This is a genomic window from Variovorax raffinosi (assembly GCF_051216615.1).
Taxonomy (GTDB): Bacteria; Pseudomonadota; Gammaproteobacteria; order Burkholderiales; family Burkholderiaceae_C; genus Variovorax.
Genome location: NZ_JBPJZR010000006.1, coordinates 43,531 through 58,370, shown reverse-complemented (window position 1 = coordinate 58,370; position 14,840 = coordinate 43,531). Strand labels below are relative to the sequence as shown.

13 protein-coding genes are annotated in these 14,840 nt (G+C 67.3%); 10 read left to right on the top strand and 3 right to left on the bottom strand.

Going from position 1 to position 14,840, the window contains the following annotated elements:
• The first annotated feature begins 36 nt into the window (after window positions 1–36).
• From ACSFB7_RS18905 to ACSFB7_RS18885, 5 genes are all read left to right on the top strand, one after another.
• The gene (locus tag ACSFB7_RS18905) at window positions 37–1,326 is read left to right on the top strand and encodes a M20/M25/M40 family metallo-hydrolase (RefSeq protein WP_435472809.1); all 1,290 of its coding nucleotides are present in this window, start codon (window positions 37–39) and stop codon (window positions 1,324–1,326) included.
• Between the two features lie 15 nt (window positions 1,327–1,341).
• Complete coding sequence (locus ACSFB7_RS18900; protein WP_435472807.1) at window positions 1,342–2,244, top strand: LysR family transcriptional regulator; 903 nt, start codon at window positions 1,342–1,344, stop codon at window positions 2,242–2,244.
• Window positions 2,245–2,293: 49 nt separating this feature from the next.
• Window positions 2,294–2,650: a DUF2946 family protein gene (locus ACSFB7_RS18895; RefSeq protein ID WP_435472805.1), complete on the top strand. Its 357-nt coding sequence runs from the start codon at window positions 2,294–2,296 to the stop codon at window positions 2,648–2,650.
• A 115-nt stretch (window positions 2,651–2,765) separates the two neighbouring features.
• Entirely contained in the window at window positions 2,766–4,934 is a 2,169-nt protein-coding gene (locus tag ACSFB7_RS18890; protein WP_435472803.1) for a TonB-dependent receptor, read from the top strand.
• A 16-nt stretch (window positions 4,935–4,950) separates the two neighbouring features.
• Window positions 4,951–6,525, top strand: coding sequence for a PepSY domain-containing protein (locus ACSFB7_RS18885; protein ID WP_435472801.1), 1,575 nt, complete (start codon window positions 4,951–4,953; stop codon window positions 6,523–6,525).
• Here the strand turns inward: ACSFB7_RS18885 and ACSFB7_RS18880 are convergent.
• The gene (locus ACSFB7_RS18880) at window positions 6,458–7,684 is read right to left on the bottom strand and encodes a D-amino acid dehydrogenase (RefSeq protein WP_435472799.1); all 1,227 of its coding nucleotides are present in this window, start codon (window positions 7,682–7,684) and stop codon (window positions 6,458–6,460) included. The genes ACSFB7_RS18885 and ACSFB7_RS18880 overlap by 68 nt on opposite strands.
• A 229-nt stretch (window positions 7,685–7,913) precedes the next feature.
• Here ACSFB7_RS18880 and ACSFB7_RS18875 point away from each other — a divergent pair, with 229 nt between their 5' ends.
• The 5 genes from ACSFB7_RS18875 to ACSFB7_RS18855 all read left to right on the top strand — a co-directional run bounded on the left by ACSFB7_RS18875 (window position 7,914) and on the right by ACSFB7_RS18855 (window position 11,946).
• Window positions 7,914–8,804, top strand: a complete 891-nt coding sequence (locus ACSFB7_RS18875; RefSeq protein ID WP_435472797.1) for a transporter substrate-binding domain-containing protein — start codon at window positions 7,914–7,916, stop codon at window positions 8,802–8,804.
• A gap of 26 nt (window positions 8,805–8,830) precedes the next feature.
• The gene (locus ACSFB7_RS18870) at window positions 8,831–9,586 is read left to right on the top strand and encodes an aspartate/glutamate racemase family protein (RefSeq protein ID WP_435472795.1); all 756 of its coding nucleotides are present in this window, start codon (window positions 8,831–8,833) and stop codon (window positions 9,584–9,586) included.
• Window positions 9,587–9,686: 100 nt separating this feature from the next.
• A complete protein-coding gene (locus ACSFB7_RS18865; protein ID WP_435472793.1) occupies window positions 9,687–10,586 on the top strand; it encodes a dienelactone hydrolase family protein in 900 nt (299 codons plus the stop codon).
• Between the two features lie 119 nt (window positions 10,587–10,705).
• Window positions 10,706–11,608: a ZIP family metal transporter gene (locus tag ACSFB7_RS18860; protein ID WP_435472791.1), complete on the top strand. Its 903-nt coding sequence runs from the start codon at window positions 10,706–10,708 to the stop codon at window positions 11,606–11,608.
• Window positions 11,609–11,733: 125 nt separating this feature from the next.
• Window positions 11,734–11,946 (top strand): hypothetical protein, encoded by a 213-nt coding sequence (locus ACSFB7_RS18855; protein WP_435472789.1) that lies wholly within the window; start codon window positions 11,734–11,736, stop codon window positions 11,944–11,946.
• Window positions 11,947–11,991: 45 nt separating this feature from the next.
• On the opposite strand, the gene ACSFB7_RS18850 is transcribed toward ACSFB7_RS18855, so the two are convergent.
• Entirely contained in the window at window positions 11,992–13,293 is a 1,302-nt protein-coding gene (locus ACSFB7_RS18850; RefSeq protein ID WP_435472787.1) for an ArgE/DapE family deacylase, read from the bottom strand.
• A 66-nt stretch (window positions 13,294–13,359) separates the two neighbouring features.
• Entirely contained in the window at window positions 13,360–14,811 is a 1,452-nt protein-coding gene (locus ACSFB7_RS18845; protein WP_435472785.1) for an N-acyl-D-amino-acid deacylase family protein, read from the bottom strand.
• Between the last annotated feature and the right edge of the window lie 29 nt (window positions 14,812–14,840).

Genomic DNA, 14,840 nt, shown 5'->3' with positions numbered 1-14,840 from the left:
AGAGACAACGAACGAAAGAAAGAAGAACGCTCACCCATGAAATTCCTGCCCCGCCAATTCCTGCTGGCCGCCGTTTGCGCGGCCTGCCTCGGCACCGCTTATGCTGCCCCCGATGCCCGCATCGCCTCGCTTGCCGCTAAGGAAAAGCCCGCGCTGCTCGACACGCTCAAGGAGCTGGTCTCCATCGAATCGGGCAGCCGCGACCTCGACGGCCTTGAAAAAATCTCCGACCTCATCGCCGCGAAGTTCAAGGCCCTGGGCGGCGAGGTCGAGCTGATCGACCCGAGCGCCGATGCCTACCGCATGGAAGACACGCCCGAGAAAATCGGCCGCGTGGTGCGCGCCACCTTCAAGGGCACGGGCACCAAGAAGATCCTGCTGATCGCGCACATGGACACGGTCTACACCATCGGCATGCTCAACAAGCAGCCGTTCCGCATCGAGGGCGACAAGGCCTATGGCCTGGGCATTGCCGACGACAAGCAAGGCGTGGCGGTCATCACGCACATCGTGTCGATGCTGCAGTCGATGAAGTTCAAGGACTACGGCACGCTCACCGTGCTGATCAACGGCGACGAGGAAATCAGCTCGCCTGGCGCGCGCGCGCTCATCACGCGCATGGGCAGCGAGCACGACGCCGTGCTGTCCTTCGAGGGCGCCTACGTGAAGGACGACAAGCTCTCGCTGGCCACCGCCGGCATTGCCTCGGTCACGCTGCATGTTGCCGGCAAGGCCTCGCACGCGGGCTCGGCGCCCGAGCTGGGCGTGAACGCGCTGTACGAACTGTCGCACCAGATCCTGCAGATGCGCGACCTGTCCGACCCGGCCACGGGCCTGAAGATGAACTGGACCATCTCCAAGTCCGGCAGCAACCGCAACGTGATTCCGGCCAGCGCCACCGCCGGTGCCGACGTGCGCGTGCTGAAGGTCAGCGACTACGACCGCATCGAGCAGCAGGTGAACGAGCGCGTGAAGAAGCAGCTCATTCCCGAAGCCAAGGTCGAGCTGAAGTTCGAGCGCCGCCGTCCGCCGCTCGAAGCCACCGATGCCTCGCGCGCACTCGCGAAACACGCGCAGCAGATCTACAAGGACGAGCTGGGCCGTTCGCTGGGCGCCGATGACAAGGCCGCCGGCGGCGGCACCGACGCGGCCTTTGCCGCGCTCAAGACCAAGGCGCCTGTCATCGAGCGCTTCGGCCTGCAGGGCTTCGGCGCGCATTCGGCCGATGCCGAATACGTGCTGGTCGATTCGATCGAGCCACGTCTTTACCTCGGCACGCGCCTGATCATGGACATCGCGCGCGGCAAGACCAGCGCCGGCAACTGACCGGTCCACGGCCCCATGCGCCTGCGCCACATCGAGGTCTTCAACGCGATCATGCTCACGGGCAGCGTGAGCGCGGCGGCGCGGCTCATCAACATCACGCAGCCGGCGGTGAGCCGCACGCTGCAGCATGCCGAGCAGCAGTTGGGCTTTCCGCTGTTCCAGCGCGCCAAGGGCCGGCTCACGCCGACCACCGAGGCGCTCACGCTGTACCCGCACATCGAGCGGCTGTTCGCGCAGCTCGACGAAGTGCAGCGGCTGGCCGCCAACCTGCGCACGGCGGGCGACACCGGCGAGCTGCGCATCCTGAGCGTGCTGGCGCTCAGCTACGACGTGCTGCCGCGCGCGCTCAAGGCCTTTCGCGAAATGCATCCGGGCTATGCGATCACGGTGGAGTCGCTGCATTCGCCGCAGATCATGTCGGCCCTGCTGCTGCAGGAGGCCGACGTGGGCTTCGCCTTCAGCCCCGCCGTGCACCCTTCGCTCACGCAAGAGACGCTGGCCGACAGCCGCATGGTGTGCATCGCGCCCAAGGGCATGTTGCCGCGCGCGCTGGTGCGCAACGGCTCGGTCGCGCTGCACGACCTTGTCGACCGGCCGGTGATCGGGCTGGACAGCCGCGACCCTGTGGGCACCAGCCTGAGCCAGGCCTGCCGGCAAGCGGGCGTGGGTTTCCAGCAGGCGGTGGTGACGGTGCAGACCTACCACGCGGCGCTGGCCATGGCCCATCACGGGCTCGGCGTGGCGCTGGTCGATGGCTGCACCGCGCGTTCGGCCGACCGCGAGAAGGTCGATGTGCTCACGCTGGAGCCGCACATTCCGGTGCCGATCCGCGCGCTGCGTTTCGCGGGCCGGCCCGATTCGGTGGCGGTGCGCGGCATCACGCGCTGCATGCGCGAAGCGATAGAGCAGACCGCCTGAGCACCGCCCGGGTGCCACGGGCATTCGCCGCGCGCGATAATCCGCGGCCATGCACCTCCCACGAACCTTCCGCCTGTTGCACCGCCTGGTGCTGGCGTGGTTCATGGCGTCGCTGCTCGTCGCGGGGGCGTCGCCCCTCGTGAATCCGCAGTCGATGGAACTGGTGTGCTCCGCCAGCGGCTCCATCAAGGTCATCGTGCAGGGCGACGACGGCCCGACCGAGATGAGCGCTGTCGCGATGGACTGTCCGCTGTGCATGCTCTCCGGCCCCCCGCCCTCGGCCGCGCAGGTGACGCTGCCCACGCCGCTGCCGCTGGGCCGCGCGCTGCAATCGATTCCGGCTGCCCGCATCGCGGCAGCCACGGCCTCGCCGCTGCCGGCGCGCGGGCCACCCACGCTCTCCTGAACTCCGTTCTTCTTCCACCTCACGCGGCCTGACACGGCTGCACGGTGGGTTTTCGGTCGTTCCACGGCCGGCGCTGCCTTTTCTTTTTCGCACGCGCCGCTGCAAGAGAGATTCCATGTCCCGTATTTCTTCCACCCCCACGCTGGGGCTCTTCGCCTTGCTCGGCGCCGCCTGCGCGCCTGCCCATGCGCAATCCGCCGGCGCGCACTCGCTGCCGCAGATCGAGGTGGCCGACGACGCGCCCGTCGCCAACGGCCGGCTCGACCTCGACACGCCCTCGGACACGGCCAGCCGCCTGGGCCTCACGCCGCGCGAGACGCCGGCATCCGTCACGGTGGTGAACCGCTCGGTGATCGACGCGCGCGGCGCGCAGAACACGCAAGAAATATTGCGCGCCATTCCGGGCGTGACCGCCCATGACGCGCCGGGCAACATCGGCGTGAGCTACCGGGGCTTCGGCAGCGGCTCGATCAGCCAGTTGTTCAACGGCATCAACGTGCAGTACGCGATTGCGGCGCGGCCGGTGGACAGCTGGATCTACGACCGCGTCGAGGCCATCGGCGGGCCGTCGAGCTTCCTGTTCGGCTCGGGCGCGCTGGGCGGCTCGATCAACTACATCACCAAGACGGCCGAGCGCAGCGACTTCGCGGAAGCGCAATTGCGGCTGGGCACGCAGAACCTCAAAGAGGCTTCGTTCGGGCTGAACCGCCGCATCGCGGGCGACGGCGGCGCGGGCAGCCACTATGTGCGCATCGACGTGAACCACCGCGATGCCAACGGCTGGACCGATGGGACGAGGTCGAAATCCACGCAACTGGCGACCTCGCTGCTCTCCGACCTGGGCGGCGGACTGAAGCACACGCTGGCCTACGAGTACCAGGACGAGAACGTCGACCGGCCCTACTGGGGCACGCCGGTGCTCAACCCGGTGGCCGGCACGATGCGGATCGATCGAGGTATCCGCTTCAAGAACTACAACAGCAGCGATGGCCTCTACGCGCAGCGCGTGCAATGGCTGCGCTCGGTCACCGAATGGCAGGTGAGCGACGCGCTGCAGTTCAAGAACACCTTCTATGCCTACGACGCGCTGCGCGACTATCGCAACGTCGAGAGCTATCGCTACAACCCGGCCAACACGGCGGTCATCCGCTCCAGTGCTCTGCTGCAGCGGCACGACCAGGACGTGTGGGGCAACCGCATCGAGGGCATCTACAAGGGGCAACTCGCGGGCCTGAAGAGCGACTGGTCTTTCGGCCTCGACTACAGCGTGAACCGGCAGACGCGCTTTCCCAACAGCCTTTCCGGCACGGTGAGCACCGTCAATCCTTATGTGTTTGCCACGGAGCAGTTCTTCGCGGTGCCGGGCATGACGCCGGGCTTTCGGCCCGACAGGAACAACAAGGTCACGACCACTGCGCTCTATCTTGAAAACCGCACGGCGCTGATGCCGGCGCTGCACCTCGTGTCGGCGCTGCGGCACGAGCGCATCGACCTCGATCTCGTCAACCGGCGCACGGTGGATGCCTCGAACCCGGCGACCTTCCATCGCGGCTACAAGCCGACGACCGGACGCATCGGCCTGGTGTGGGACTTCGCGCCCGGCGCCAATCTGTATGCGCAGTACGCGACGGCGGCCGATCCGCCTTCGGGCGTGCTGTCCACCGCCTCGTTCGCCGACGTGCGCAACAACAGCGAGCTGACCACCGGCCGGCAGGTGGAGGTCGGCAGCAAGCTCGACTTCTGGCAGGGCAAGGGCACGGCCACGCTGGCGGCCTACAGCATCCGCCGCAAGAACATCGCGACGCAAGACCCGAACAACAGCGCGCTCACGGTGCTGGTGGGCGAGCAGTCGTCGAAAGGCGTGGAACTGGCGCTCGGGCTGCAGCCCACGCCGCAGTGGTCGCTGCAGGGCAACCTCACGTACGTGGATGCGCGCTATGAGCGCTTCACGCAGGGGGGCGTGTCGCTCGCGGGCCGCACGCCGACCAACACGCCGGCTGTGGTGGCCAACCTCTGGACGTCGTATGCCTTCACGCCGAGCCTGCAGGCCACGGTGGGCGTGCGCCATGTCGGCAAGGTGTATGCCGATGCGGCCAACACCATCAACTGGCCGGGCTACACGCTGCTCGACCTGGGGCTGAGCTGGAAGGTGAACCGCTCCGTCACCGTGGTGGGCCGCATCCGCAATGCCACCAACCGCGTGTACGCGGCGAACGTCGGCAGCACCTTCGCCTACCTCGGCGCGCCGCGCACGGCCGATGTGTCGCTGCGCGTGAGCTTCTAACCCCGGGAGAGTTGCCGTGCATGCCAAACGCTGGTTGTTCCTGATCCATCGCTGGCTGGGCGTGCTCGTCTGCGCCTTCTTCGCGATGTGGTTCGTCTCGGGCGTGGTGATGATGTACGTGGGCTACCCCAAGCTCACCGAGGCCGAGCGGCTGCAGCACCTGCCACGGCTCGACGCCTCGGCGCCACTTCTGGGGCCGAGGCAGGCCCTCGATGCGGCCGGCATCGCAGGGCCGCTGCAGGAGCTGCGGCTGGCTGCCGCCAGCGGTGGGCGCGCGGTGTACCTTGCGACGCCGGTGCGTGAAGCCCAGACCGGCAAGCGGCGGCCACCGCCGGGCAGTGGCGCGATCGTTGTCGATGCCGTCACAGGCGCCGTGCTGAGCGAGGTCGATCGCGCCCGCGTGCTCGCGAGCGCGCAGGCCTATGCCGGCGCAGGCGTGCCGCTCGACTACCGCGGCACCATCGGCGAAGACGCATTCACCCATTCACGCGGGCTCGACGCGCACCGTCCGCTGCATGTGGTCGAGCTGGCGGATGCCGACGCCACGCGGCTCTACATATCGGGCAAGACCGGCGAGGTCGTGCGTGACGCACCGCGCGCCGAACGCCTCTGGAACTACGCCGGCGCCTGGATCCACTGGCTGTATCCACTGCGCGGCGGCGGCCTCGACCGCTACTGGGCCGACATCGTCAACTGGCTCTCGATCATCGGCATCGCCGTCACGCTGACCGGCACTGTGGTCGGCGTGATGCGCTGGCGCTTCGGGCGCACCTACAAGAGCGGCTCGCATTCGCCGTACCAGGGTTTCATGATGCGCTGGCATCACATCACCGGGCTGCTGTTCGCGCTGATCACGCTGACGTGGATCTTCAGCGGCCTGATGTCGATGAACCCCTGGCGCGTGTTCGACAGCGGCGCGCCGGCCCTGCGCATCGAGGCGATGAATGGCGGGCCGCTCACCGTCTCCGCGCAGGATGCGTCGCCCGCGACCTTGCTCGCCTCGACAAACGGCGACGTGCGCGAGCTGCGCTGGGTGCGCGCAGCGGGCCAGACGCTGGTGCTCGCCAGCACCGCCAGCGGCCGGCCGCAAGTGCGCGATGCCGTCAGCGCGCAGCCGTACCAGTTCGACCCCGACGCATTGCGAGCGGCCGTCGCGCGCCTGCTGCCCGACGCGGTGCAGCGCATCGACGTACTGACTGCCTACGACAGCCACTACTACACGCGCGAGCCGCACACCATGACCGGCGGCACCGACAAGCCCCTGCCCATCTGGCGCGTGGTGTTCGGCGATGCCCATGCGACCTGGGTGCACGTCGATCCGCAGACCGGTGCCGTGCTCGGCCGCTCCGACAGCATGCGCCGCCTGAGCCGCTGGCTGTTCGCGATGCTGCACAGCTGGGACTGGCTGCCGCTGCTCGACCACCGCCCGCTGTGGGACGTGCTGCTCGTCGCGACGAGCCTCGGCGGCGCGGCGTTGAGCCTGACCGGCGTGGTGATCGGCTGGCGGCGCCTGGGCCGCAAGCTCAGGACGTCGATGCGGAAGACGCCAGCGTCAGAGCGATCTGCCGCGCCGAACCGAAGGCCAGCGTGAAACCGAGTGCGCCGTGCCCGGTGTTGAACAGCATGTTCGACGGCGCGCTCGGCAGCCGCCCGATGATCGGCAGGCCCTTCGGCGTGGCCGGCCGCATGCCGGTCCACGGATGCAGTTCTTCCAGCCGGCTCGCATGCGGGAAGAGGGCGCGCGTGGCGGCTGCCAGCGTCTCGATGCGCGTGGCCGGAATGCTGGCGTCATGCCCCACGAGTTCGGCCATGCCCGCCACGCGAAGTCGCGAGCCGATACGCGCGAACACCACCTTGCGCGCGCTGTCCGTCACGTTCACGCAGGGTGCGGCGCCCGGCGTGGGGTCAACCTCCACCGTGATGCTGTAGCCCTTGAGGGGATACACCGGCAGGTAGGCGCCGAGCGCGCGCCCCAGCTTGTGCGAGGCCGAGCCCAGCGCCATCACGAAGGCGTCGGCCTGCACGTCGCCATCGCTGGTCTGCACGGCGGCGATGCGGCCTTCGCTGCGCGCAAAGCCGTGCACGTCGGTGCCGAGCATGAAGCGCACGCCGCGCGCGCTCAGCGCCCGCATCAGTTCGGCGCACACCTTCAGGCAGTCGGCCGCGCATTCGCTTGGCGTGTGGACCGCGCCCGCCATCTGGCCGCGGTGACCCGCGAGCGCGGGCTCGATGGCAATGCATTCATCGGGTGTGACGACGCGCTGCTCGCTGCCCATGGTGCGCTGCAGTTCGACCTGGGCGCGCGCGCCTTCGAGCGAGGCGGCACTCGAATACAGCACCAGCTTGCCCGTGGCCGAGAAATCGCAGTCGGGCGCGATGTCGGCCTGCATCGCCTCGAACTCGGTGCGGCTCGATGCGGCCAGCGCCAGCAACCGCGCCGTGGTGTCGCGCGAAGTCTGCGCATTGCAGGCCGCCAGAAAAGCCAGCCCCCAGCGCCACTGCAACGGATCGAGCTGCGGCCGCAGCTTCAGCGGCGAGGTGGGCGACAGCAGCAGCCTGGGCAACTGCTTCCAGATCGACGGGTCGGCCAGCGGCTGCACGTACGAATAGCTGAGCTGCGCGCCGTTGCCGCCGCTGGCACCCGCGCCGGGCGTCGCGCGGTCGATCACGGTGACCTGATGGCCCTGGCGTTCGAGTTGCCAGGCGGTGGCCAGGCCCACGATGCCGGCACCGAGCACACACACATGCATGGGGCAACTTTCCGGGAGTGATAAGAGCAAACCCTGACTTTAGGTGCGCCCCGCACCGGCCGGAAATGCCAAAAGCGCCGTGGCCCATAGCCAAAGCGCATGCCCTGCGGTGCCGAAGGGGTTCACCCATAACCTTTGGGTATGGCACAGGGTGCTATTGGAATTTGTAGCAATGAGTCACTCCTTCCTACACTCGCCTTCTGTTCAATCCAACCGAATGAAGGCTCGAATGAAACTCTCCGTCTTGATGGCATCCATGGCTGCCGCGGTGCTCTTCACCGCCACTGGCGCGCAAGCCGCCGACACGCTGGCCAAGATCGCCGAGTCCGGCAAGATCTCGCTCGCCTACCGTGAGTCGTCGGTGCCCTTCAGCTACCTGGACGGCCCCAACAAGCCGGTCGGGTTCTCGGTGGAACTGTCCAACGCGGTGGTCGAGGCGGTGAAGAAGAAGCTGAACAAGCCCAACCTGCAGGTCTCGCTGATGGCGGTCACTTCGCAGAACCGCATTCCGCTGATCACCAACGGCACCATCGACCTGGAGTGCGGCTCCACCACCAACAACTCCGCGCGCGGCAAGGACGTGGCCTTTGCCGTCAATCACTTCTACACGGGCACGCGCCTGCTGGTGAAGAAGTCTTCCAAGATCAAGGACTACGCCGACCTGGCGAAGAAGACCGTGGCCAGCACCACAGGCACCACCAACGCGCTGGTCATGCGCAAGTACAACACCGAGAAGAACCTCGACATGAACATCGTGCTCGGCAAGGACCACGCCGACGCGTTCCTGCTGGTCGAGAGCGACCGTGCCGTGGCCTTCGCCATGGACGACATCCTGCTGTTCGGCCTGATCGCCAACGCCAAGACGCCGGCCGACTACGAAGTGGTGGGCGAGTCGCTGCAGGTCGAGCCCTATGCCTGCATGCTGCCCAAGGACGACCCGGCCTTCAAGAAGCTGGTGGACGACACCTTCATCGACATGATGAAGAGCGGCGAGTTCGAGAAGCTCTACACCAAGTGGTTCATGCAGCCGATCCCGCCGAAGGGCGTGCCGCTGAACCTGCCGATGAGCCCCCAACTGAAGGACAACCTGAAAGCCTTCAGCGACAAGCCAGCGACCTGATCCGGGCCGCAAGGAAGAGAAAAGACATGGTCGCAGCCACACAGGTCGTCGGCATCCTCGGGGGCATGGGCCCCGCGGCGGGCGCCGACTTCGTCCGGCTCTTCGTGCAGGCCTGCGCGCAGCAGATGCGTGCACGCGGCGAGCCGGTGCGCGACCAGTCTTTTCCCGAGCACTGGCTCGCGCAGGTGCCGGTGCCCGATCGCACCGGCGCGCTGGCCTCCACCGACAGCGGCGCGCACCAGCCGCTGGAGCCGATGCTGCAGGCGCTGGGCCGGCTGGCCGCGCTCGGCAGCCGGGCCGTGGCCATCGCCTGCAACACCGCGCATGCCTGGCACGGCAGCCTGCAGGAACGCTTTCCGCAGGTCGAGCTGCTGCACATGGCGCGCGAAACGGCGCGGCAACTGGCCGAACAGGGCGCGACGGGCGTGGCGCTGATGGCCACCGAAGGCACTTATCGGGTGCGGCTCTACGAACAGGCGCTGGCTGAAGCCGGGCTCGGCTGCCACGTGCCGCTGGCCGATGAGCGCCAGACCATCATGCGCGGCATCTTCGACGGCGTGAAGGCCGGCAACATGCCGCTGGCCGAGCGGTGCTTTTCCGAAGTGGCACTGCGGCTGGCCGAACGCCACGGCCCCGTCACCATCATCATGGGCTGCACCGAGGTGCCGCTGGGGCTGCAAGGCTCGGCCGCCGTGGCCGGGCTGGACCTGATCGACCCGGCGCAGCTGCTCGCCGACGCACTGGCACGTCGCGCCTACGGCATGCCGCGCCAACCCCACTGAATTTCCGGTCATCGAGGCGCCAGAGCGATTTCGCCTACATTGCGGCGTGCGTTTTTTCGCGCAGCGCCCCTTGTCTGACGAATCCACTGGAGCCCTTCCCATGTCCGCACTCGACGACAGCCGTTCCGACTTCGATTCGCTGCGCCCCGGCGACAGCACCGGGCAGGGCGCCACGCGCCGCACCGCCCTGAAGGCCGCCATTGGCGTGGGCTACGCGGCCGCCGTCATGCCGGTGGTGGCGCAGACCGCCATTGCGACATCTGCCGAAGGCCTGAAGGCCGGCCCCATCAAGTACACCGTCAACGGCTTCGAGGTGCCCGCCTATGCGGCGGCGCCGGCCGGCAAGACCGGCCTGCCCGTGATTTTGGTGATCCAGGAAATCTTCGGCGTGCATGAATACATCGCCGACACCTGCCGCCGCTTTGCCAGGCTCGGCTACCTGGCGATTGCGCCCGAGCTTTACGCGCGCCAGGGCGATCCGCGCGGCTACACCGACATTCCCAAGCTGCAGGCCGACATCGTCACCAAGGTGCCCGACGCGCAGGTCCTGGCCGACCTCGACGGCGCGCTGGTCTATGCCAAGGCCAACGGCGGCGACATCGGCAAGGCCGGCATCACTGGCTTCTGCTGGGGCGGGCGCATCACCTGGCTTTATGCGGCCACCGGCAAGGTCAAGGCCGGCGTGGCCTGGTACGGCCGGCTGGTCGGGCAGGCCAGCGAACTGCAGCCCAGACACGCTGTCGACATCGCCACCAGCCTGCAGGCGCCGGTGCTTGGCCTGTACGGCGAAAAAGACCAAGGCATCCCCCTTGACACGGTTGATAAGATGAAAGCTGCTCTGGCCAATGGAACCCCGGCGGCCAAGGCATCGAGCTTCGTCGTGTACCCCGAAGCAGGCCACGCATTCCACGCCGACTACCGCCCCAGCTACGTCAAGAGCGCAGCAGACGACGGATGGCAGCGCGCCACGGCCTGGTTCAAAGCCAATGGCGTCGCCTGAAGACGGCGCCCAGTAGCCACTCCCCGCCGAAGGCCGTCCCATGACGGCCTTTTCTCTTTTTATGAACGGACCACGGCCCTGAAACTGTTTCAATGGCCGTCTCTCTTGCGCAAGCAGCTATGAATTTGATAGTCATCATCTTGGCAACCCTGGTTGCCGGCATCGGAAGCGTCTGGCTGGCGGCCCTGTTGTTGCGCGTGGGCGTGCGCAACGGCTCCGGCGGCGTGAACCCCCAGCACCTGTTGAGCCTGGCGGCCGGCGCGCTGCTCGCCACCGCCTTCATGCACCTGTTGCCCGAGGCCTTTGAAAGCCGCATCGAGCCCGCGCTGCTGTTCGGCGTGCTGCTGTTCGGGCTGGTCTTCTTCTTCCTGCTCGACAAGGCCGAACTGTGGCACCACGGGCATGAGCATCACCATGGCGGCGAGGCGAGCGGGCACGAGGGCCACGACCACGGTCACGATCACGCGCACGGCCACGACCACCACGGCCACAACCACACGGCACCCCGCGCCGGCGGCTGGGCCGTGCTCACCGGCGACAGCGTGCATTGCTTCGGCGACGGCATCCTGATCGCCTCGGCCTTCATCGCCGACATGCGCCTGGGCCTCGTGGCCGCCATCGCCGTGCTCGCGCACGAGGTGCCGCACCACATCGGCGACCTCGTCGTGCTGCGCCAAAGCTCGGCCAACCAGCGCGCCGCGCTGGTGAAGGTCTCGCTCGCGGGCACCATGACCATGCTCGGCGGCATCGCGGGCTGGTGGCTGGTCGACCAGTTGCACGGCTGGCTGCCGTACTTCCTGGTGCTGGCGGGCAGCAGCTTCGTGTATGTGGCGCTGGCCGACCTGATTCCGCAACTGCAAAAACGCCTGCCCGCGCGCCAGACCGCCGCGCAGATCCTCTGGCTGGTCGCCGGCATCGTGCTGGTCACGCTGGTGAGCCGGCTGGCGCACGGCGAACACGGGCATGACCATGGCCACGACGACCCCGGCCACGGCGAACACGGCCACGTGCACAAGGACTGACGCCGGGGGCGGGAAACTTTCCGACACCGACGCTGCATGCCGGATGAGCCGCAACGGCCGAAACAGGCGCACCATAGGGGGCCGTTCAGTCATCAGCCAGCCGATCATCAGCCGAGGAACCGATCATGAACAACGTCGACGCCACCGCGCGCTCCGCTTCGCCATCCGACGACGATGAGGACAACACGCCTGCCGACGATTTCGAAGAGCCCGAAAACGAAGCCTCCGACGACCTGTCGGATGAAACGGGCATCGATCTCACCGATGCAAGCGAACTCGATGCCGACAACGTGCCGGCCGACGAAGAGTTCGACCGGGTGATGAACGCGCCCGACTGATACAGGCGCCCTGCAAGCGCCGGTTTTTTCTTTTTTCTTCTTCGCTCAGGCCCGTCGCGCGAGCCCGCACCAGCGGGCCATGAACACCGCCAGCACCGCGGCAACCTCCATCATGCTGTCGATCGACACCCACTCGTCGATGCCGTGGATGCTGCTGCCCGTCGGGCCATAGCAGATGGCCGGCGTGTTGCCATAAAGGTTGAAGAACTTCGCATCGGTGGTGCCTGTAAAGGCCTGCGGCTCCAGCGTCTTGCCGACGATATCTTGGTAGCACTTCGACAGCGTGGTCACCACCGGCTCGTTCAGGTCCACCTCGCAGCCCTCGGCCTGGAACCCCTCGTAGATGATCCTGTAGCTCAGGCTCTGGTGTGCCGGATGTGCGGCATGCGCGGCGGCCAGCACTGCTTCGACCTCGGCCTTGGCCTGCGCCACGCTCATGTCGGGATAGAAGCCGACGCGGATGTCGCTGCGGCATGCGGACGGCACCGACGAGGCCCATTCGCCCCCCTGGATCTTGCCGAGGTTGAAGTTCACCGGATGCGCGTGGTGCGCAAAGCAGCGGTAGCGCGCCGAAGGCTCGTTCCAGCGTGCTTCGAGCTTCTTGAGTTCGGCGAACAGGTAGAGCGAAAAGTCGATGGCCCCCACGCCGGTCTGCGCGACCGAGGCATGCACCGGCTTGCCCAGCACCTCGATGGCCAGCCAGATCACGCCCAACTGGCAGGTCATGATGCCGCCCAGCGGCTCGGGAATGATGGCCGCATCCGCCCGATAGCCTTCGACCAGGCAGGCCAGCGCGCCGTTGCCGGTGCACTCTTCTTCCACCACCGATTGAAAGTACACGGGCGATGCAGGCTCCAGCCCCAGTGACTGCAGCGCCTTGAAGGCCATCGTGTAGGCCACGATGCCCGCCTTCATGTCGCAGGCGCCGCGTCCGTGCAGCCGGTCACCCTCGATGAAGGGCTCGAAGGGCGGATGCGTCCAGAGCGCGGCCGCACCAGTCGGCACCACGTCGATGTGCCCGTTGAAGATCAACGACTTGCCCTTGGCCGGACCACCCGGCTTGTGGATGCCCACCACGTTGGGACGCCCCTCGTACGACACGATGGAGGGCGAGTAGCCGGGGTGCGCGCGGATCTTGCCTTCATCGATCTGGAACTCGTGCACTTGCAGGCCGAGCGCGGCGAAGGTGTCGGCCATGAAGGCCTGCGCACCTTGCTCGTCGCCCATCAGCGAGGGATGCGCCACCAGCTCGCCGAGCATGCGGACGGCGTCCGGGCGCAGGGCCTGCGCGGCAGCGACGATGGCGGCTTCGCAGGCCTGGATATCGGTATCGGCAGTGGCTTGCATGGCGGCGGCGGGTGAGGAGGGTGGAAGTGCGCCCATTGTTTCACCGCTTGCCGCGGCGCGCCGTCGTCAGGATTGCCGAACGATCACCTGCCCGTTGCGCGCCCCGCTGTGCACGCCGTTCTGCCAGGTCACCGCGCCGTTCACGATCACCGCATCGATGCCTTCGGCCGGTTGGGTCGGCGTTTCGTAGTTCGCGGTGTCGCGCACGGTCGCCGCGTTGAAGATCACCACGTCGGCGTGGTAGCCGGGCTTGAGCGCGCCGCGCTCGTGCAGGCCGAAGTTGCGTGCCGTGAGCCCCGTCATCTTCCACACCGCTGTTTCCAGCGGGAACAGGCCGACGTCGCGGCTGTAGTGGCCCAGCACGCGCGGGAAGGTGCCCCACAGCCGCGGATGGGGCTTGTCGCCCAGCGGAATGCCGTCGGAGCCGATCATGGTTTCGTCGAAGGCGAGGATGCGCTGCACGTCGTCCTCGTCCATCATGAAATAGATCGCGCTGCCCGGCTGCAGCCGCTGTGCCGCCTCTTCACCCGACACGCCCCATTCGGCCGCGATGTCCTTCAGGTCGCGGCCCGCGCATTCGGGGTGCGGCACGCTCGATGCGATGAGCACGCGGCCTTCCATCATCCCGCGGTCGGTGCGGATCATGGTGGAGCCTGCCGTGTACGGGTAGCAGTCGAGCCCGATGCACTGGTGCTGCATCGCTTCCTTGATGAAGGGCAGCGTGACCTTGGTCTTGCCGAAGTTCTGCGTGTTCTGCACCTTGTGATGCGACACCACCACCGGAATGTCGAGTGCGCGGCCGATCTGGAAGGTTTCTTCCAGCGACTCCATCACGCGATCGCTTTCGTCGCGCATGTGCGTCACGTACAGCGCCTTGCGCGAAGTGAGTGGGCGGCCGACCTCGATGATTTCCTCGGTCGTCGCTTTCACGGCGGGTGGATAGAAGGTGCCGGTCGACAGGCCGATTGCGCCGGCCTGCATCGCTTCTTCGACCAGCGCCTGCATGGCAGCGATCTCGCTGTCGTTCGCGGGGCGGTCGAGGTCGGACATGACGACGGCGCGCAGGGTCGAATGGCCCACCATCGCGGCCACGTTCACCGACGAAGGCGTGGCGCGCAATGCATCGAGGTACGCCGCGAAGGTGGTGAAGCGGCCTTCCGCCGGTGATTCAAGAAGGCTCAACGGCATCGGCAATTCCATGTCGACGCGCAGCGGTGCAGCGCTGATGCCGCAGTTGCCCGCCACCACCGTGGTCACGCCTTGCGACACCTTGAAGGGCATCTGCGCCTGCGACAGCACGGCCTGGTCGTCGTGCGTGTGCGAGTCGATGAAACCGGGCGCGACGATGCGGCCGGTGGCGTCGAGCGTCTTCTCGGCGGTGTGGCCGGCAAGCTGCCCGATGGCAACGATGCGCCCGTTCACGATGCCAACGTCGGCATTGAAGCGGGGCGCCTTGGTGCCGTCGATGACGGTGCCGCCGTGGATCAGCAGGTCGTAGTGGGTGACTGGGGTGTTCATCTCGATCCTTTCTTTATCTGTTGGGGACT

Excerpts from the sequence above, each read along its gene's own strand:
- ACSFB7_RS18850 (WP_435472787.1), bottom strand. The coding sequence starts at position 13,293 with ATGCAAGCCACTGCCGATACCGATATCCAGGCCTGCGAAGCCGCCATC.
- ACSFB7_RS18860 (WP_435472791.1), top strand. The coding sequence starts at position 10,706 with ATGAATTTGATAGTCATCATCTTGGCAACCCTGGTTGCCGGCATCGGA.
- ACSFB7_RS18855 (WP_435472789.1), top strand. The coding sequence starts at position 11,734 with ATGAACAACGTCGACGCCACCGCGCGCTCCGCTTCGCCATCCGACGAC.
- ACSFB7_RS18900 (WP_435472807.1), top strand. The coding sequence starts at position 1,342 with ATGCGCCTGCGCCACATCGAGGTCTTCAACGCGATCATGCTCACGGGC.
- ACSFB7_RS18890 (WP_435472803.1), top strand. The coding sequence starts at position 2,766 with ATGTCCCGTATTTCTTCCACCCCCACGCTGGGGCTCTTCGCCTTGCTC.
- ACSFB7_RS18875 (WP_435472797.1), top strand. The coding sequence starts at position 7,914 with ATGAAACTCTCCGTCTTGATGGCATCCATGGCTGCCGCGGTGCTCTTC.
- ACSFB7_RS18880 (WP_435472799.1), bottom strand. The coding sequence starts at position 7,684 with ATGCATGTGTGTGTGCTCGGTGCCGGCATCGTGGGCCTGGCCACCGCC.
- ACSFB7_RS18905 (WP_435472809.1), top strand. The coding sequence starts at position 37 with ATGAAATTCCTGCCCCGCCAATTCCTGCTGGCCGCCGTTTGCGCGGCC.
- ACSFB7_RS18870 (WP_435472795.1), top strand. The coding sequence starts at position 8,831 with ATGGTCGCAGCCACACAGGTCGTCGGCATCCTCGGGGGCATGGGCCCC.
- ACSFB7_RS18865 (WP_435472793.1), top strand. The coding sequence starts at position 9,687 with ATGTCCGCACTCGACGACAGCCGTTCCGACTTCGATTCGCTGCGCCCC.
- ACSFB7_RS18845 (WP_435472785.1), bottom strand. The coding sequence starts at position 14,811 with ATGAACACCCCAGTCACCCACTACGACCTGCTGATCCACGGCGGCACC.
- ACSFB7_RS18895 (WP_435472805.1), top strand. The coding sequence starts at position 2,294 with ATGCACCTCCCACGAACCTTCCGCCTGTTGCACCGCCTGGTGCTGGCG.